We start from the raw sequence: 19,041 nt of genomic DNA on the forward strand, positions 1-19,041 counted from the left end.
TTGGCCGATGGCCATGAACCCCGGCACCGCATGGTGCCGGGGTTTCTTTCTGCCCGGGGATACCCTTGGGGCATGAATGAATCGGTGCAGTTGAAGATTGCCGTACTGGTGGTGGCCGCCGGATCGGGCGAACGCCTGGGCCATGGCGTACCCAAAGCGAGGGTCCCGCTCGGTGGCGAGCCCATGCTGGTGCACAGCCTGCGCGGCATCCTGGCCGCCGGCGTCGCGCACCAGATCGCCGTGGCAGTGCCCACGGGCGATGAAGCCCTGCGTGCCATCGTTGAATCCCTGACGGTGGAAGCCGCCGGCGAAGACAGCCCGCAGATCACGGTGGTCGACGGCGGCAGCACCCGGGCCGAGTCCGTGGCCGCAGCCCTGGCAGTGGTGGATGCCGACAGCACCAGCGTGCTGATCCACGACGCCGCCCGGCCGCTCACGCCTGCCGAGGTGTACCACCGCGTGGTGAAATCCCTCGCCGGCGGAGCGTTGGCCGTGGTCCCCGCACTGGCCGTGGTGGACACGGTCAAGACCGTCACGCAGGCACCCGCCGGAAGCCCCGGCGTCGAGCTGGTGTCAGGCACTCCGGCCCGCAGCCAGCTTCGCGCCATCCAGACCCCGCAGGGCTTTGACCTGGCCACGCTGCGCCAGGCCCACAGCCATGCCGCCGGCCTCAGCGCCGAGGAATCGGCCGCCATCACTGACGACGCAATGCTCGTGGAGGCCATGGGTGTGCCCGTATACGTGGTGCACGGATCGGCCCACAGCCTGAAGATCACCACCCCCACCGATCTGCTGCTGGCCGAGGCCATGCTGCAGGGTCCGCTGGCACCGCGGTGGGTGGAGGGATGACGCTTCCGCGCACCGGCATCGGCGTGGACGTGCATGCCTATGCGCCGGCCGGCGAGCCGGCGCCGCTGTGGCTGGCCGGCCTGCACTGGGAGGGTGAACGCGGTCTGTCGGGCCATTCCGACGGGGACCCCGTGGCCCATGCTGCGGCCGATGCCCTGTTCTCCGCCGCCGGCGTGGGGGATCTGGGCACGCATTTCGGCACCGACCGCCCCGAGTTCAAGGGCGCCCACGGCGTGGTGCTGCTGGCCGAGGCTGCCCGGATTGTGCGGGCAGCGGGCTTTGAGATCGGCAACATCGCCGTCCAGTTCGTGGGCAACCGGCCCAAGTTTTCCCCGCGCCGGGCGGAGGCGGAGGCCGCATTGAGCAAGGCCGCCGGTGCGCCCGTGTCAGTCAGCGCCACCACCAGCGATGCGCTTGGATTCACCGGGCGCGGCGAGGGGATCGCGGCCATCGCCACGGCTCTGGTGGTGCACACCCGGGCAGCGGAGGCCGTGGGCTAATCTGGAGCGGTGACCCTGCGCTTTTATGATTCCGCCACCGCCGTCGTCCGCGACTTCACCCCGCTCATTGAGGGGAAGGCGTCGCTGTACTACTGCGGCGCCACCGTGCAGGGCGAGCCGCACATCGGCCACGTCCGCTCGGCCATCGCCTTTGACCAGCTGACGCGCTGGCTGCGCTACCGCGGCCTGGACGTCACGGTGGTCCGCAACGTGACGGACATCGACGACAAGATCCTTGACAAGGCAGCCGAAAACGGCGAGGAGTGGTGGGCGCTGGCCTACCGTTTTGAACAGTCCTTCGAGGATGCCTATAACGCCCTCGGGGTGCAGAAGCCCACCTACGAGCCCCGCGCCACAGGCCACATCCCGGAGATGCATGCCCTGATCCAGCAGCTGATCGACGCCGGACATGCCTACCCGGCGCTGGATGATTCGGGAGATGTGTACTTCGATGTGCGCTCCTGGCCCGCCTACGGCTCGCTGACGCGGCAGAACATCGACGATATGCAGGCCGCTCCCGACGCCGATCCGCGCGGCAAGAAGGACGCCCGCGACTTCGCCCTCTGGAAGGGCCACAAGGCGGGGGAGCCTGCCACCGCCGCCTGGCCCAGCCCCTGGGGTGCAGGCCGCCCCGGCTGGCACCTGGAATGCTCTGCCATGGTGGGCAAGTACCTGGGCAGCGCCTTCGACATCCATGGCGGCGGCCTTGACCTGCGCTTCCCGCACCACGAAAACGAGATGGCCCAGTCGCAGGCCGCGGGCCACGCCTTTGCCAATTTTTGGCTGCACAACGGCCTGGTCACCTACCGCGGCGAGAAGATGAGCAAGTCCATCGGCAACACCGTGGGGCCGGTCGAGCTGCTGGCCGAGGCCAAGGGCCTGGTGGTGCGCTACTACCTCGGCCAGGCGAACTACCGTTCCGTGCTGGACTACCGCCCGGAGTCCCTGGCCGAGGCCGCCGCCGCCGTCGAGCGGATCGAAGGCTTCCTGGCCAACGCCGCAGCGATGCTGGACGCCGACGCCGTTCCCGCCGGCCTGGCCGGTGCACCGGCCGCCTTTGAGGCCGCCATGGACGACGATCTCAACGTCCCCGCGGCCCTGGCCGTGGTGCACGATGCCGTCCGCCGGGGCAACACGGCCCTCGCCGCCGGCGATGCCGACGGCGTGGCCGAGGCCTTCCGCGATGTCTACGTGATGACGGGGGCCCTGGGCATCAATCCGCTGCAGGCGCCGTGGAAGGAGCACGACGGCGGTGCCGCGGACGGTGCCATGGCCGCCCTGGATTCCCTGGTGGGCTCCCAGCTCCGCGCCCGGGCCGCGGCCCGCGACGCCAAGGATTGGGCGGCATCGGATGCCATCCGCGATGCCCTGGCCGCCGCCGGCATTGAGATTGCCGATTCCGCCGCCGGGTCAAGCTGGTCGCTGCGCCGGAACTAGTCTCGGCATGGCCGGGTGCTGCTGCGCAACAAACCCGCAAGCAATATCACACACCCCCCGGGGCGAAGAATTTGGTCATGCCACGTAAACTAAGTCTGCGGGTAAGAGTGTTCCCCGCCCGACGCTGACAAAAGTTGCTAAGCGCAGTTCACTTGTTTTTGGGGTCCACACCAAGTCCCCGTTCCAACCGTAAGGGTTTCAAGATGGCCAACAGTTCTCGCCCCGGCGCCGTGCGCAAGCTCAAGAAGGGCCCCAGCAAGGGCACAGGCGGGCTCGGCCGCAAGGCGCTTGAGGGCAAGGGTCCCACCCCCAAGGCATCCGAGCGCACGTACCATAAGGCGTTCAAAAACAAGGAGTTGGCAGAGCGCTCTGCCGCCAAGCACGGCGACGGCAACCGCGGCGGCACCGGGCAGCGCCGCAGCGGCCCCAAGGGCCGTGCGACAGAGGAAATGGTCACCGGCCGCAACTCCGTGGTTGAGGCGCTGCGCGCCGGCATCCCGGCCAAGGCCCTGCACGTGGCCGTGCGCATCGAGATGGACGAGCGTGTCCGCGAATCCCTGAAGCTGGCCACCGAGCGCGGCATCCCGCTGATGGAGACGCACAAGCCGGAGCTGGACCGCATGACGGAGGACGCCGTCCACCAAGGCCTGGTTCTGCAGATCCCCCCGTACGAGTACGAGGACGCCGTTGACATGGCCCAGGAGACCATTGCCAAGTGGAAGAAGGGGTACATCAAGAACGCCCCGCTCTTCGTCGCGCTTGATGGCATCACCGACCCCCGCAACCTCGGTGCGATCATCCGCTCCGTATCCGCCTTCGCCGGCCACGCAGTCATCGTGCCCGAGCGCCGCAGCGTGGGCGTGACGGCGTCGGCCTGGAAGACCAGTGCCGGTGCTGCCGTGCGCGTGCCGGTGGCCAAGGCCCCCAACCTGAACCGTGCCCTGGGCGCCTTCAAGGACATGGGGATCTACGTTCTGGGCCTGGACGGCGACGGCGACGTCTCGCTGCCCGATCTTGAGCTCGCCACCGAACCCATCTGCATCGTGGTGGGCTCCGAGGGCAAGGGTCTTTCCCGCCTGGTCCGGGAAAACTGCGACCAGATCGTATCCATCCCGATCGACTCGGCCATGGAGTCGCTGAACGCGTCCATGGCCGTCGGCATCAGCCTGTACGAGATCTCCAAGCAGCGCACTGCCGGGGTCTAACATGGCCGTCACGGTGTCCAACGCGCCCCAGCTACTGGGTGTTTCGCTCTCGCGGCCTTCGCCGCTGGGGCTCACTGCCCCGCGCAAGGGGAATCCGGCGGACACCGTGAACGCCGCCGTTTTTGCCCCGGATCTGGAGCATGTGGTGCTCTGCTACCAGGTGCCGGGCGGGCCGTGGGCCGCCGTCAAGCTGGCGGAGTACGCGGCCGGAGTCCACCACGGCGTGGTGGAGCACATGCCGATCGGCTCGCGCTACGGCTACCGGGCCGAGCCCGGCGCCGGTGCGGGCATTGAGCCGGAAACCGAGCAGCTGCTGCTGGACCCCTATGGGCGGTTCATCGACAACTACGGCACCGATGAGGCACCGCTGTACGCCTCCGTGCGGATGGACGACAGCTTCGACTGGGGCAACGACACCCGGCCGCACACCCCGTGGCGCGACACCATCGTCTACGAGGCACATGTCCGCGGCCAGTCGATGCTGCATCCGGACGTTCCCGAGGATATCCGGGGCAGCTATGCCGGCATCGCCCACGAGGCCATGATCCGGCATCTGAAGGATCTGGGAGTCACGGCCATCGAGCTGCTGCCCATCCACTTCCACCTGGACGAGCCCCATCTAGAGGGCACGGGCATGACCAATTACTGGGGCTACAACTCGCTGGGCTTCTTTTCCCCGCAAACCTCCTACGCCAGCCCCGCTGCCCGGGCCGCTGGTCCGCAGGCGGTGCAGAACGAGCTCAAGGGCATGGTCAAGCTGCTCCACGCGGCCGGCATCGAGGTGATTCTGGATGTGGTGTTCAACCACACCGCCGAGGGCGCCGCGGACAGGCCCGCGGTGAGCTGGCGCGGACTGGCCGAGCGCACGTACTACCGCAATGACAACGGGAACTACATCGACACCACCGGCTGTGGGAACACGCTGGACTTCTCGCAACCCCGGGTCATCCAACTGGCCCTGGATTCCCTGCGGTACTGGGTGCGGGATTTCCACATCGACGGCTTCCGCTTCGATCTGGCCGTCACCCTTGGCCGCGATTCGGACAATGAGTTCAACTCCGAGCATCCCTTCCTGCTGGCAGCCAGCACCGACAGCCAGCTCGATGGCGTCAAACTGATTTCCGAGCCCTGGGATCTGGGCTATGGCGGCTGGCAGACGGGCCGCTTCCCCCAGGAGTGGCACGATTGGAACGACCACTTCCGCGACTATGTCCGCCAGATCTGGCTGAGCGATGCAGCCTCCCTGCACGCCGGCGGCGGTGCGGGCCCGATCTCGCAGCTTGCCGATGCCCTCTCCGGATCGGCGGCGCTTTTCGGCCCCTCCGGGCGCAGTCCGCTGGCCAGCGTCAACTTTGTCACGGCCCACGATGGCTTCACGCTGGCTGACCTCACCGCATACGACACCAAGCACAATGAGGCCAACGGCGAGGACAACCGGGACGGCAGCAGCAACAACCACAGCTGGAACCACGGCGTCGAGGGCCCCACCACCGACCCTGCCGTCAACGGTGCCCGGGCCCAGTCCGCACGCAACCTCATGGCGACCCTGCTGCTCTCCCTGGGCGTACCAATGATCACGGCCGGCGATGAGATGGGCCGTTCGCAGGGTGGCAACAACAACGCCTACTGCCAGGACAACGAGATCACCTGGCTGGACTGGAATCTCGACGAGGATGCACAGTCCATGCTCAATGACACCCGGTCGCTGATCCGGATCCGCAAGAAATTCCTTGCCAGCCAGCCGGCCAGCTATCTGGAGCGGGGCGAGAGCGACCAGCTGCGCTGGTTCGGCGCCGACGGCGAGCTCATGACGGGCGAGCGCTGGAGCGATCCCCACGGCCGCGTGCTGCAGATGTTCACCGGCACCGCGGCTGGAAAGCTGGATGGATTGATCGTCTTCAACGCCTCCCTGGAGGATGTGGAATTCCACCTGCCGAAACGGTGCGACGCCGCCGTCGATGCCCCTGCCGATGCCGCTTCCGTTGCAACACCGGCTGTGGCCGACGCCGCTTCCGCCTCCGAGGCTGCGGCCGTGGTGCCCGTTCCGCCGCCCGCCGGGGACGATGACGGCGGCTGGACTCTGGAACTGTCCACCGCCCAGAAGGCTGCCACCACACCGGGGGATTCCGCAGCGCCTCCGGCCACGGAGGCACTGCCGGCCGCCGGCGGCCGGCAGGCCGCAACGGTGGCTCCCTATGGCGGAGCCGTCACGGTGCCGGCCAACAGCATCCAGATCTACAGCGACCGCCTCGCCCTCTAGGCCCGCACGGCTCCCGGTGGTCGATCCTGTCGAGACCCCGGTACGGCTCCACAAAGCAAGAGGCTCCGCCCCCTCCGAAGCAACGGAGGGGGCGGAGCCTTTCGTCCATTGTGCCTAGGCGTTGACGATCAGCCCAAGCTCGGCCGGCGATGCCAGCGCCTCGTGCTGGGGCAGAACCCGCACGGTGTAGCCGAAGCTGCCCGAGCGGTCGATCACGACGTCTGCCTCGAAGAGGTGGCGGCCATTGCCCAGATCGCGCACGGCCGCCAGCGGAGCCAGCGTCGTCTCGATGAGCTCGTCGCTCTCCAGCGCCCGGCCATAGGCCACCTCCACCAGAACGTCCTCGGCCCGGATGGCACCGAGCGCCACATAGGCCTGGACCGTCAGGGCGTCGCCGATCTGCGGGTCATCGCTCACGCCGGTGGAGTCAACGCGCTCCACGACCACCTGCGGCCAGCCGGAGCGAACTTTTGAGATCCACGCCGCCAGCGACTTTGCCTGCGCAAAGCCATCGGCGCGGGCGTGTCGGCCGGAGACCGCGGCGGGGCGGTAGAGCAGGCCCACGTAGTCCTGGACCATGCGCTCGGCCGAGACGGCCGGGCCCAGGTGGGCCAGGGTGTGCTTGATCATCGAGATCCAGTGCGTCGGCACACCCTCGGCGTCGGCCTCCGAGGGTCCAGCAGCGCCGGCCCCGTCGGACACGGTGGTTCCGTAGAAGCGCGGAGCCACCTGGGTCTCCAGCAGCTCGTACAGGGCAGCGGACTCAATGTCGTCCCGCTCCTGCGCGCTGGCGCCGTTGTTGGCTGTCGGGATGGCCCAGCCGTTTTCGCCGTCGTACATTTCATCCCACCAGCCGTCCATGACGGAGAGGTTCAGGGAGCCGTTGATGGCAGCCTTCATGCCGGAGGTTCCACAGGCCTCCAGGGGGCGCAGCGGGTTGTTCAGCCAGACATCGCAGCCCGGGAACAACGTGCGGGCCATCGCGATGTCGTAGTTGGGCAGGAACACGATCCGGTGCCGGACCTCGGGGTCGTCGGTGAACCGGACCAGGTCCTGGATCATCTTCTTGCCCGCGTCATCGGCGGGGTGGGATTTTCCGGCGATGACCAGCTGGATCGGGTGCTTCTCATCCAGCAGCAGGCGCTTGAGCCGGGCGGGGTCGCGCAGCATCAGCGTCAGCCGCTTGTAGGTGGGTACGCGGCGGGCAAACCCGATGGTCAGCACATCCGGGTCCAGGATCGAATCGGTCCAGGCCAGCTCGGCGTCGGAGGCGCCGCGCTTCTTCCAGGACGCACGCAGCCTGCGCCGGGCATCCTCCACCAGGGCCGAGCGCAGCAGGCGGCGCATCGACCAGACGTCCTCATCGCTGACCTCGTAGACCTTTGACCAGTCGGGGCCGTCCAAAACGTCCTTGCCGAACCTGTCCGCGGCCAGCGCGCTGAGCTGCGGATCCACCCAGGTGGGCACGTGCACGCCGTTGGTGACGGAGGTGATCGGCACGTCAGCGTGGTCGAAGCCCGGCCAGAGCCCGGAGAACATCCCACGGGAGACCACGCCGTGCAGCTTGGCCACACCATTGGCCCGCTGGGCCAGGCGCAGGCCCATCACGGCCATGTTGAACATGGCCGGGTCGCCGCCGTCGTAGTTCTCGCTGCCCAGCCCGAGCACGCTCTCCACCGGAACACCCGGAGCAAGCCCGGCGTCGAAGAAGTGCTTGACGAGCGCACGGGGGAAGCGGTCGATGCCGGCCGGGACGGGGGTGTGGGTGGTGAACACCGTCGAGGCGCGGCCCGCGGCCAGTGCCTGGTCCCAGTCCAGCGGATAGGGCGTGACGGCGGGGTCCATGAGTTCGCGGATGCGCTCGATGCCCAGGAAGCCGGCATGGCCCTCGTTGGTGTGGAACACCTCCGGCTCGGGGCCGCCGGTGATCCGGGCGTAGGTGCGCAGCGCCTTGACCCCGCCCATGCCCAGCAGGAGTTCCTGCTGGAGCCGGTAGTCGCCGCCCCCGCCGTACAGCCGGGCGGTGATGCCGCGGGCGTTGTCGTCGTTGCCTGAGACATTGGAGTCCAGCAGCAGCAGCGGCACCCGGCCCACATCGGCGCGCCAGATGTGGGCCAGCAGCCGTCGCCCGTCCGGCAGCGGCAGGGACACCTGCGCCGGCGTGCCGTCGGCCTCGCGCAGCAGCGTCAGCGGAAGCCCGTCGGGGTCCAGCACGGGATAGGTTTCCTGCTGCCAGGCGTCACGGGAGAGGGACTGCTTGAAGTAGCCGGCCTGGTAGAGGAGCCCGACGCCGATCAGCGGCACGCCCAGGTCCGAGGCGGCCTTGAGGTGGTCGCCGGCCAGGATGCCCAGACCGCCGGAGTACTGCGGCAGCACCTCCGTGATGCCGAACTCCGGGGAGAAGTACGCAATGCACTCCGGCGCTTCCTCGCCCAGGCTCTGGTACCAGCGGGGGGAGGAAAGGTAGTGGTTGAGGTTCTCGTCGGCGGCACGGACGCGCTCGACGACGGACGGGTCCGCGGCGAGCGTCTGGAGCTGTTCGCGGCTCACCGAGCCGAGGAAGGTAATGGGGTCGTGGGCGCTGTCGGCCCAGATTTCCGGGTTGAGCGAGGCAAAGAGCTCCCTGGTCGGCAGGTGCCAGGACCAGCGGAGATTGGTCGCCAGACGCGCCAACGGAGCGATGGACTCGGGGAGTACGGTGCGGACTGTCAATCTACGGATCGCCTTCATCTGCGCCACACTAGCGCAGAAGAATGACGCCACCACCGGGGGATGGATACCAATAGGTAAATTACGTGTGACACGCCGTCAACAACGCGCCACAGTCGGTAATACACCGGCGGCCTTAGCAATCGAGGACCAATCTCGCTAACGTCTAACCTGTGACTACCTCCCAGGCGAAAGCCGATCGACGGACCAGCTCAGGAACCGGTGCCAAGGCGCCCGAAAAGGGTTTGGCACCAGCCGATCCGCGGCAGGGACTGCGGGTGGGCCGCATCCCGATCACGGCAGTTTTCCCGGTGGTGGACGACGGCGCCGTGGCCGCCAAGGCGGTTCCCGGAGCCGATCTGCGCGTGGGCGCCACCGTTTTCCGCGAGGGCCACGACCTGCTGGGTGTGACAGCCGTGTTGAGCGGCCCCGACGGCATTGAGGTCCAGCGCACCGCCCTGGCCCCCGCCGGCGCCGGCACCGATGGCTGGACGGGGACATTGACGCCCACCAGCCAGGGGCAGTGGAGCTTCCACATCGAGGGGTGGACAGATCTCTTCGCCACCTGGGAGCACAACGCAACCGTCAAGATCGAGGCGGGTGTGGATGTTGAGGTCATGCTGGCCGAAGGCGCCGCCCTGCTCTCCGCCGCCGCGGACGATCCGGCCCGCAGCGATGCCGAGGCCGCCGTGTTCACCGAGGCGGCCGCAGTGCTCGCCAATGACTCCCGTTCCACCACCGAACGCCTGGGTGCCGGGCTCTCCGGTGCCGTCCGCGCCGCCGTCGAACGCGTTCCGCTGCGCGATCTGGTGACCAGCAGCCGCAGCTTCCCCATCAAGGTGGAGCGCGACGCCGCAGGCCGCGGGGCCTGGTACGAGTTCTTCCCGCGCTCGGAGGGGGCCCGCCGCCACCCCGAGACGGGCGAGTGGACCAGCGGCAACTTCCGCACCGCAGCCCACCGGCTCGACGCCGTCGCCGCGATGGGCTTCGACGTCATCTACCTGCCCCCGATCCACCCGATCGGCACGATCAACCGCAAGGGGCCGAACAACACCCTCGTCGCCGGCCCGGCGGACCCCGGCTCGCCCTGGGCCATCGGTTCGGCCGACGGCGGCCACGACGCCATCCACCCGGATCTGGGCGGTTTCGAAGACTTCGACGCCTTCGTTGCCAAGGCTGCGTCCGTGGGCCTTGAGGTGGCACTGGATCTGGCATTGCAGTGCGCACCCGACCACCCCTGGGCCACCGAGCACCCCGAATGGTTCACCACGCGCGTTGACGGCACCATCGCCTACGCGGAGAACCCGCCCAAGAAGTACCAGGACATCTACCCGCTGAACTTCGACAACGATCCCACCGGCCTGAGCGCCGAGGTGCTGCGGATCGTGAAGCTGTGGATCAACCACGGCGTGAAGATCTTCCGCGTGGACAACCCCCACACCAAGCCCGTGTGGTTCTGGGAGTGGCTGATCGGCACCGTCAACGCCGAACACCCCGACGTCGTCTTCCTGGCCGAGGCGTTCACCCGTCCGGCCATGATGGCGGCCCTGGGCCGGGCCGGATTCCAGCAGTCCTACAGCTATTTCACCTGGCGCAACACCAAGGCCGAGCTCGAGGAGTACCTGCAGCACATCAGCACCGTGTCGCCGTCGTACTTCCGGCCCAACTTCTTCGTCAACACCCCCGACATCCTCACCGAGTATCTGCAGTACGGCGGTCCGGCGGCCTTCAAGATCCGCGCCGTGCTCGCCGCCACCGGCAGCCCGCTGTGGGGCATGTACGCCGGCTACGAGCTCTACGAGCATGTGGCACGCCCCGGTGCCGAGGAATACATCGACAACGAGAAGTATGAATACAAGGAGCGCGATTTCGCCGCTGCCGAGGCCTCCGGCCGGTCGCTGGCACCCTACGTCACGCGCCTGAATGCCATCCGGAAGGCGCATCCCTCTCTGCTGGATCTGGAGAACCTCACCATCCATGCGTCCACGGACGATGCCACGCTGGTGTTCAGCAAGCACAAGCGGGTTCCGGCCACGGCCAGCCACCCGGCGTACAAGGACACCATCATCGTGGTGGTCAATGTTGACCCGCACAGTGCGCGGCAGGGCACCGTCACCTTGGACCTGGCGTCCCTGGATCTGGACCACTTCAAGGCCGACGGCACCTTCGAGGTGGAGGATCTCATCAGCGGGGCGGTGTGGAACTGGGGGAGTGAGAACTTCTTCCGCTTGGATGCCCACACGGAACCGGCCCACATCCTGCACGTGCGGAGGTAGAGATGGCTTTTGGCTCGGCGGGCGGTGGACAGCAGTTCAACCTCAACGCACCCGGTCTGCAACACGACCCTCATTGGTACCGCAAGGCGGTCTTCTATGAGGTGCTGGTGCGCGGGTTCGCCGATGCCAATGGCGACGGCTCCGGGGATTTCTCCGGGCTGATCGAGCGGCTGGACTACCTCCAATGGCTAGGAGTGGACTGTCTGTGGCTGCCGCCGTTCTTTAATTCTCCGCTGCGCGACGGCGGCTACGACATCAGCGACTACTACTCGGTACTGGACGAATTCGGCACCATCGGCGATTTCAAGCGCCTGGTGGCCGAGGCCCATGCCCGCGGCGTGCGCGTGATCATCGACCTGCCGCTGAACCACACCTCGGACCAGCACCCGTGGTTCCAAGCGTCCCGCGAGGACCCGGAGGGTCCCTTCGGCGACTTCTATGTCTGGAGCGATACGGACGAGAAGTACTCCGATGCCCGCATCATCTTTGTCGACACCGAGGTCTCCAACTGGACCTTTGACCCCATCCGGCGGCAGTTCTTCTGGCACCGGTTCTTTTCCCACCAGCCGGACCTGAACTTCGACAACCCCAAGGTGGTCGAGGCCATCTTTGCGGTGGTGAAGTTCTGGCTGGACCAGGGCATCGACGGTTTCCGGGCGGACGCCATCCCCTACCTCTTTGAGGAGGAGGGCACCAACTGCGAGAACCTGCCGGCCACGCACCAGTTCCTGCGCGATCTGCGGGCCATGGTGGATGACAAGTATCCGGGCCGCATCATCATTGCCGAGGCCAACCAGCCGCCGCACGAGGTGGTGGAGTACTTCGGCACCGAAGAGGCGCCCGAATGCCACATGGCGTTCCACTTCCCGATCATGCCCCGGCTCTACTACGCGCTGCGCGACCAGAAGGCCGCGCCCATCATCGAGACGATGAAGCACACGCCCGCCATCCCGCAGGGGGCCCAGTGGGGCACGTTCCTGCGCAACCATGACGAGCTGACGCTGGAAATGGTGACGGCCAGCGAACGCGAGGCCATGCTGGGCTGGTATGCGCCCGATTCAAGGATGCGCGCCAACATTGGCATCCGGCGCCGGCTGGCACCCTTGTTGGACAACTCGCGGGCCGAGATGGAAATGATCAACGCACTGCTGCTGTCCCTGCCCGGCAGCCCGTTCCTGTACTACGGGGACGAGATCGGCATGGGGGACAACATCTGGCTGGATGACAGGGATGCCTCCCGCACCCCCATGCAGTGGAATCCGGACAGGAACGCGGGCTTCTCCACCGCCGATCCGGGCAAGCTGTATCTGCCCGTGGTGCAGTCGCTGGTGTACCACTTCAACCACGTCAACGTTGAGGCCCAGATGGCCCATGCCAGTTCGCTGCTGCACTGGAACCGCCAGGTGCTCGCCATCCGCAAGGCACACCCCGCCTTCGGGCTGGGGGAGTACCGGCCGGTGGAGGCCAGCTCGGAATCGGTCCTGGCCTTCCTACGGGTGCTCCCGGAGGGCAACCCCGAGGGGGAGGGTCCGGAAACGGTCCTCTGCGTCTTCAACCTCTCCCAGCATCCGGCCGCCACAGTGCTGGATTTGGGGGACTACGCCGGCCGCGGACTGCGCGATGTCTTCGGCGGCACCGTGTTCCCAGCCGTCGGCGCCGATGGCCGGCTGGTGCTGACGCTGGGCAGCTACGACTTCTTCTGGCTGCGGCTGCGCAGCGCCAGCTCCAACCCGGCCTCTCCACAGACCACCTCGCTGCCCGTGGTGGTCCCCCGGGGCGCGGACCAGCCGTGAATCCGACGCCGCCCTTCCCGCAGCCTTTGCCGCAGCCGCTGGCGGAGCTGCTCTGCCGCTGGCTGCCCGCCCAGCGCTGGTACCCGGCCAAGGGTGTCGACGCCGTCCTGACGCCGCGGCAGCTGGAGTCGACGGCCGTTCTCGAGCTGGCGGACCCCGCCGGCCTCGCGGCGCTGGTGATCCACGTGGTGGCGCTGGACACCGGCACCCGCACCGAGTACCTGCAGCTGCCCATGAGCCTGCGCCCGGAACCGGTGGAGCACCTCGCCGGGGCGTTGATCGGCACGCTGGAGGATCCGCTGCTGGGCACCCGGTGGGTGTACGACGGCGTCCACGACCAGGCGTTCATCGGCGCCTGGCTTGATGTGCTCGCCGGCACCCGGGAGGCCTCCGGCTTGGCGGGCGATGCCACGGCGGAATTGTCCGCGGCCCACCAGAGCGGCCAGCTGCCGGCGTCGCGCGTGCTCTCCGGCGAGCAGTCCAACAGCTCCGTGCTCGTGCCGCACCCCGCGCAACCGCTGATGGTGAAGTTCTACCGGACGGTCCATCCCGGCACCAACCCCGATGTCGAGCTGGGCCGCGCCCTGTCCGACGCCGGCTGCGAGGATGTCCCCGCGATGCTCGGTTCCGCCTCGGGTGTCTGGAGTACGCCGTCGGGCCCGGTGTCCGGAACCCTTGCCGTGGTGCACCGTTTCGTCCCCGACGCCGACGGCGGCTGGGAGCTGGCGCTGTCCGCGGCCCTGGACAACACCGATTTTTCAGCGCAGGCACAGGCTCTGGGACGGGCCACGGCCCGCGTCCACCAGGCCCTGCTGGCCGCCCTCGGCGCGCACAGCCCCACGGCCGCGGAGTCCACGGCCATGGTGGAGGCCATCGTGGGCCGGCTGCGGTGGGCCTGGGCGGAATGCGGTGCTGCCGTCGGCCCCTTCGACGCACATCTTGAGGGCGTCATCGACCGGCTGCGCGCCGTCGAGGAGCTGCCGCCGCTCCAGCGGATCCACGGCGACCTGCACCTGGGCCAATGGCTGGCGGCCCCTGCCGGTTCCGCTCCCGACGGTTCCCCATCCGGCGGCGGCACGGATGCCCAGGCCCGCCGCTGGCTCCTGTTGGATTTCGAGGGCGAGCCACTGCGCCCCATCGCGGACCGCAGCCACGAAGATCTGGCCCTGCGCGATGTGGTGGGCATGCTGCGCTCCTTTGACTACGCGGCCGGCACGGGGGCCAACACCGGCGCAGCCGCCGGATCCTGGGCCCAACGGGCCGAGGACGCCTTCCTTGCGGGCTACGGCACTTCACAAAGCGCACGTGCAGGCAAAGGCTCGGCCCTGTTTATGGCATTGTGGCTGGACAAGGCGTTGTACGAAGTTGTTTATGAGCAGCGCAACCGGCCCGGCTGGGTCCACATCCCGGTGGCGGGCGTGCGTGCTGCATTTTTGTCTATGGAAAGCGGTGCACAGATGGCTCAGAATACCCCCACGCCCCTGCCTGTTGATCAGGCGGTGCTGGCCAGCGTAGCGGAGGGTACCTACTATGCTCCCCACTCCGTTTTGGGGGCGCATCTGGACGACGACGGAAACGTCACCTTCCGCACGCTGCGGCACCTGGCCGAGTCCGTCGTCGTCCTGCTCGACGGCGGCGTCCGGCTCCCGATGGTCCACGAACTCGGCGGCATCTTCACCGCCGTTGCGCCCGCTGCGGTGGCGGGCCACGTGCCCGACTACCGGCTCGAGGTGGCCTACACCGGCGTCCCCGCGGCAGTGGTGGACGATCCCTACCGCTACCTGCCCACGGTCGGTGAGGTTGATCTGCACCTGATTGCCGAGGGCCGGCACGAGACCCTGTGGACGGTGCTCGGCGCCCACGTCCAGCGGTACCACTCCATCCTGGGCGATGTCCGCGGCGTGAGCTTTGCCGTGTGGGCACCGAATGCGCAGGCTGTGCGTGTGAAGGGCGACTTCAACAACTGGGACGGGCGCATGAACGCCATGCGCTCACTGGGGTCCTCGGGAATCTGGGAACTCTTCATTCCCGACGCCGAGGTCGGCGCCTGCTACAAGTTTGAGATCCGCGCCAACCACGGCGGTTGGGTGGAAAAGGCCGACCCGATGGCCTACGGCACCCAGGTGCCGCCGCTGACCGCCTCGCGCGTGGTCGAGTCCAACTACGCCTTCACCGACCAGGAGTGGATGGCCACCCGGGCTGCTACGGATCCGCAGAATGCGCCGATGAGCGTCTATGAGGTCCACCTCGGCTCCTGGAAGCTCGGCCTGAGCTACACGGAACTGGCCACCGAACTGGTGGACTACGTGAAATGGATGGGCTTCACCCACGTGGAGCTCATGCCCGTCGCCGAGCACCCCTTCGGTGGATCCTGGGGCTACCAGGTCACGTCCTACTTCGCCCCCACCTCACGCTTCGGCCACCCCGACGAGTTCCGCTTCCTGGTCGATGCGCTGCACAAGGCCGGCATCGGCGTCATCATGGACTGGGTTCCGGCCCACTTCCCCAAGGACGATTGGGCGCTGGCCCGGTTTGATGGCCAGGCACTGTACGAGCACGCCGATCCGCGATTGGGCGAGCACCCGGACTGGGGCACGCTCATCTTCGACTTCGGCCGCAACGAGGTCCGCAACTTCCTGGTGGCCAACGCCCTCTACTGGATCGAGGAGTTCCACATCGATGGGCTGCGCGTGGACGCCGTCGCCTCCATGCTCTACCTGGACTACTCCCGCGAGGATGGCCAGTGGAGCCCCAACCGGCACGGCGGGCGCGAAAACCTGGAGGCCATGTCCTTCTTGCAGGAGATGAACGCCACCGTCTACAAGCGCAACCCCGGCGCCATCACCATTGCCGAGGAATCCACAGCATTCCCCGGCGTTACAGCACCCACCAGCGGTGGCGGTCTGGGCTTCGGGCTCAAGTGGAACATGGGCTGGATGCACGATTCCCTGACCTACATGGCAGAGGATCCGGTCAACCGCGGTTGGCACCACAACCAGATCACCTTCTCCATGGTCTATGCCTTCACCGAGAACTTCCTGCTGCCGATCAGCCATGACGAGGTGGTGCATGGCAAGGGATCCATGCTGGCCAAGATGCCCGGCGACCGCTGGCGCCAGCTGGCCAACCTGCGCGCCTACCTCGCCTTCCAGTGGGCACACCCGGGCAAGGCCCTGATCTTCATGGGCACCGAGTTTGGCCAGGAATCCGAGTGGAGCGAGGCCTACGGACTGGACTGGGGGCTGGCCGACATGCCGGGCCACCACGGTGTCCAGTTGCTGGTGAAGTCCCTGAATGAGACCTACCGGTCCACGCCGGCACTCAGTGATCTGGACAACACCCACGAGGGGTTCACCTGGATCAACGGCGGCGACACCGAGCACAACGTCCTCTCCTTCATCCGCTGGGACAAGGACGGCAACCCGCTGGTGGCAGTCATCAACTTCGGTGGCAACCCGCACCATGACTACCGCCTGGGCCTGCCCCTGGTGGGGGAGTGGACGGAAGCGTTGAACACCGACGACGCCGAGTTCGGCGGCTCCGGTGTGGGCAATGGCGGCGCCGTCATTGCCACAAAGCAGGATTGGGATGGGCAGCCGGCCTCGGCCGCGATCAGCCTGCCGCCTCTTGGCGCCCTGTACCTGGTGCCTTCAAAGACAGCGCCGAAGACCAAGACCACGGCGAAGACCAAAGCGACAGCACAGCCGAAGGCCGCACTGAAGGCACCGGCGAAGGCCAAACTGGCAACCGAGCCGAAGACCAAGCCGGCTGCCAAGTAGAAGGCCGGCCAACAGGCCAACCCCAGTGGTTGGCGGGGCGGGGGAGGGGCCACAGAGCCCTTCCCCCGCCCGGTTTTGTCTCCGGGGCAAAGTGGTGCTAGAGTAGGTAACCCGCCGAGCGAACAGTTCGGAGGGAAAATCCAACACACCGAAGTTCTAACCAGCTTTGTTGTGTGCCTCATGCTTGAGCGAATCAAAAACGCTGAAGCCGGGCAGGAAAAGCCGATTTGACTTCATGGAAGTTGATCGGGTAAGCTTGAAAAGTTGCTCCGGCACTGATCGCCGCGGAAACCGTGATGGTTTCCAGGATGTGCGTGTTGGCCGGAAGCTCCTGTTGTTTGAGAACTCAATAGTGTGCCAAGTTTTATTGATACCAATCATTTATTAATTGGTTATCTGGACCGTTGGCCCCACCCCCGTGGTGGCGGCGGTCCGTTTAGCTGGTTTCAAATTTAGTGCACCACCACCTGCTCCTTTTCCGGGCGGTGGGGGTGTGTCTGTAATAAACATTTATGGAGAGTTTGATCCTGGCTCAGGATGAACGCTGGCGGCGTGCTTAACACATGCAAGTCGAACGATGACCCCCAGCTTGCTGGGGTGATTAGTGGCGAACGGGTGAGTAACACGTGAGTAACCTGCCCTTAACTCTGGGATAAGCCTGGGAAACCGGGTCTAATACCGGATATTTACCCTCCACCGCATGGTGTGGGGGTGGAAAGCCTTGTGCGGTTTTGGATGGACTCGCGGCCTATCAGCTTGTTGGTGAGGTAATGGCTCACCAAGGCGACGACGGGTAGCCGGCCTGAGAGGGTGACCGGCCACACTGGGACTGAGACACGGCCCAGACTCCTACGGGAGGCAGCAGTGGGGAATATTGCACAATGGGCGAAAGCCTGATGCAGCGACGCCGCGTGAGGGATGACGGCCTTCGGGTTGTAAACCTCTTTCAGTAGGGAAGAAGCGAAAGTGACGGTACCTGCAGAAGAAGCGCCGGCTAACTACGTGCCAGCAGCCGCGGTAATACGTAGGGCGCAAGCGTTATCCGGAATTATTGGGCGTAAAGAGCTCGTAGGCGGTTTGTCGCGTCTGCCGTGAAAGTCCGGGGCTCAACCCCGGATCTGCGGTGGGTACGGGCAGACTAGAGTGATGTAGGGGAGACTGGAATTCCTGGTGTAGCGGTGAAATGCGCAGATATCAGGAGGAACACCGATGGCGAAGGCAGGTCTCTGGGCATTAACTGACGCTGAGGAGCGAAAGCATGGGGAGCGAACAGGATTAGATACCCTGGTAGTCCATGCCGTAAACGTTGGGCACTAGGTGTGGGGGACATTCCACGTTTTCCGCGCCGTAGCTAACGCATTAAGTGCCCCGCCTGGGGAGTACGGCCGCAAGGCTAAAACTCAAAGGAATTGACGGGGGCCCGCACAAGCGGCGGAGCATGCGGATTAATTCGATGCAACGCGAAGAACCTTACCAAGGCTTGACATGAACCGGAAACGCCTGGAAACAGGCGCCCCACTTGTGGTCGGTTTACAGGTGGTGCATGGTTGTCGTCAGCTCGTGTCGTGAGATGTTGGGTTAAGTCCCGCAACGAGCGCAACCCTCGTTCCATGTTGCCAGCGGGTTATGCCGGGGACTCATGGGAGACTGCCGGGGTCAACTCGGAGGAAGGTGGGGACGACGTCAAATCATCATGCCCCTTATGTCTTGGGCTTCACGCATGCTACAATGGCCGGTACAAAGGGTTGCGATACTGTGAGGTGGAGCTAATCCCAAAAAGCCGGTCTCAGTTCGGATTGGGGTCTGCAACTCGACCCCATGAAGTCGGAGTCGCTAGTAATCGCAGATCAGCAACGCTGCGGTGAATACGTTCCCGGGCCTTGTACACACCGCCCGTCAAGTCACGAAAGTTGGTAACACCCGAAGCCGGTGGCCTAACCCCTTGTGGGAGGGAGCTGTCGAAGGTGGGACTGGCGATTGGGACTAAGTCGTAACAAGGTAGCCGTACCGGAAGGTGCGGCTGGATCACCTCCTTTCTAAGGAGCACCAAGCACCCACGCCCCGACGCATGTTGGTGGTGGTGGTGTGAGGAAGCAAAGCCCATTGCGAGAACGCAAGTTTCTCGGTGGGTGCTCAAGGGTGGAATATCAATGAAGCAGACCCCTGGTGGGTGGCACCGGTCGTCCCAGTACGAATGCTGCGCTTGCGCAGGGTTCTGGAAGAGACATCGACC

Annotated in this window: 9 protein-coding genes and 1 rRNA gene; 9 read left to right on the forward strand and 1 reads right to left on the reverse strand. The window is 66.3% G+C overall.

Annotated elements, in window-relative coordinates:
• The first annotated feature begins 72 nt into the window (after positions 1-72).
• From ispD to glgX, 5 genes are all read left to right on the forward strand, one after another.
• Positions 73-849 carry a 2-C-methyl-D-erythritol 4-phosphate cytidylyltransferase gene (gene ispD, locus K254_RS0120220; protein WP_026556871.1) on the forward strand — a complete coding sequence of 259 codons (777 nt, stop codon included), beginning with the start codon at positions 73-75 and terminating at the stop codon, positions 847-849.
• Positions 846-1,349, forward strand: coding sequence for a 2-C-methyl-D-erythritol 2,4-cyclodiphosphate synthase (gene ispF / locus K254_RS0120225; protein WP_026556872.1), 504 nt, complete (start codon positions 846-848; stop codon positions 1,347-1,349). Before ispD ends, ispF begins: the two co-directional genes overlap by 4 nt.
• A gap of 9 nt (positions 1,350-1,358) precedes the next feature.
• Positions 1,359-2,786 (forward strand): cysteine--tRNA ligase, encoded by a 1,428-nt coding sequence (gene cysS / locus K254_RS0120230; RefSeq protein ID WP_026556873.1) that lies wholly within the window; start codon positions 1,359-1,361, stop codon positions 2,784-2,786.
• 203 nt (positions 2,787-2,989) lie between these two features.
• The gene (gene rlmB / locus K254_RS0120235; RefSeq protein WP_026556874.1) at positions 2,990-3,991 is read left to right on the forward strand and encodes a 23S rRNA (guanosine(2251)-2'-O)-methyltransferase RlmB; all 1,002 of its coding nucleotides are present in this window, start codon (positions 2,990-2,992) and stop codon (positions 3,989-3,991) included.
• 1 nt (position 3,992) lies between these two features.
• Positions 3,993-6,251: a glycogen debranching protein GlgX gene (gene glgX / locus K254_RS24465; protein WP_051389441.1), complete on the forward strand. Its 2,259-nt coding sequence runs from the start codon at positions 3,993-3,995 to the stop codon at positions 6,249-6,251.
• A gap of 114 nt (positions 6,252-6,365) precedes the next feature.
• Here glgX and glgP read toward each other — a convergent pair whose 3' ends face one another.
• Positions 6,366-8,981 (reverse strand): alpha-glucan family phosphorylase, encoded by a 2,616-nt coding sequence (glgP, locus tag K254_RS0120245; protein ID WP_196811021.1) that lies wholly within the window; start codon positions 8,979-8,981, stop codon positions 6,366-6,368.
• A gap of 224 nt (positions 8,982-9,205) precedes the next feature.
• On the opposite strand from glgP, the gene K254_RS0120250 reads away from it, so the two are divergent.
• The 4 genes from K254_RS0120250 to K254_RS0120265 all read left to right on the forward strand — a co-directional run bounded on the left by K254_RS0120250 (position 9,206) and on the right by K254_RS0120265 (position 18,844).
• Entirely contained in the window at positions 9,206-11,236 is a 2,031-nt protein-coding gene (locus K254_RS0120250; protein WP_026556876.1) for an alpha-1,4-glucan--maltose-1-phosphate maltosyltransferase, read from the forward strand.
• Between the two features lie 2 nt (positions 11,237-11,238).
• A complete protein-coding gene (gene treS, locus K254_RS0120255; RefSeq protein WP_026556877.1) occupies positions 11,239-13,029 on the forward strand; it encodes a maltose alpha-D-glucosyltransferase in 1,791 nt (596 codons plus the stop codon).
• Positions 13,026-16,808, forward strand: a complete 3,783-nt coding sequence (glgB, locus tag K254_RS24470) for a 1,4-alpha-glucan branching protein GlgB (protein WP_231391927.1) — start codon at positions 13,026-13,028, stop codon at positions 16,806-16,808. The genes treS and glgB overlap by 4 nt, the downstream gene beginning before the upstream one ends.
• 509 nt (positions 16,809-17,317) lie before the next feature.
• Positions 17,318-18,844 (forward strand): 16S ribosomal RNA (locus tag K254_RS0120265).
• Positions 18,845-19,041 lie beyond the last annotated feature (197 nt).

The sequence above is a fragment of the Arthrobacter sp. 35W genome, from assembly GCF_000482545.1.
GTDB lineage: Bacteria > Actinomycetota > Actinomycetes > Actinomycetales > Micrococcaceae > Specibacter.

Coding starts and splice junctions, on each gene's coding strand:
- ispF (WP_026556872.1), top strand. CDS start 846: ATGACGCTTCCGCGCACCGGCATCGGCGTGGACGTGCATGCCTATGCG.
- ispD (WP_026556871.1), top strand. CDS start 73: ATGAATGAATCGGTGCAGTTGAAGATTGCCGTACTGGTGGTGGCCGCC.
- glgP (WP_196811021.1), bottom strand. CDS start 8,981: ATGAAGGCGATCCGTAGATTGACAGTCCGCACCGTACTCCCCGAGTCC.
- treS (WP_026556877.1), top strand. CDS start 11,239: ATGGCTTTTGGCTCGGCGGGCGGTGGACAGCAGTTCAACCTCAACGCA.
- rlmB (WP_026556874.1), top strand. CDS start 2,990: ATGGCCAACAGTTCTCGCCCCGGCGCCGTGCGCAAGCTCAAGAAGGGC.
- glgX (WP_051389441.1), top strand. CDS start 3,993: ATGGCCGTCACGGTGTCCAACGCGCCCCAGCTACTGGGTGTTTCGCTC.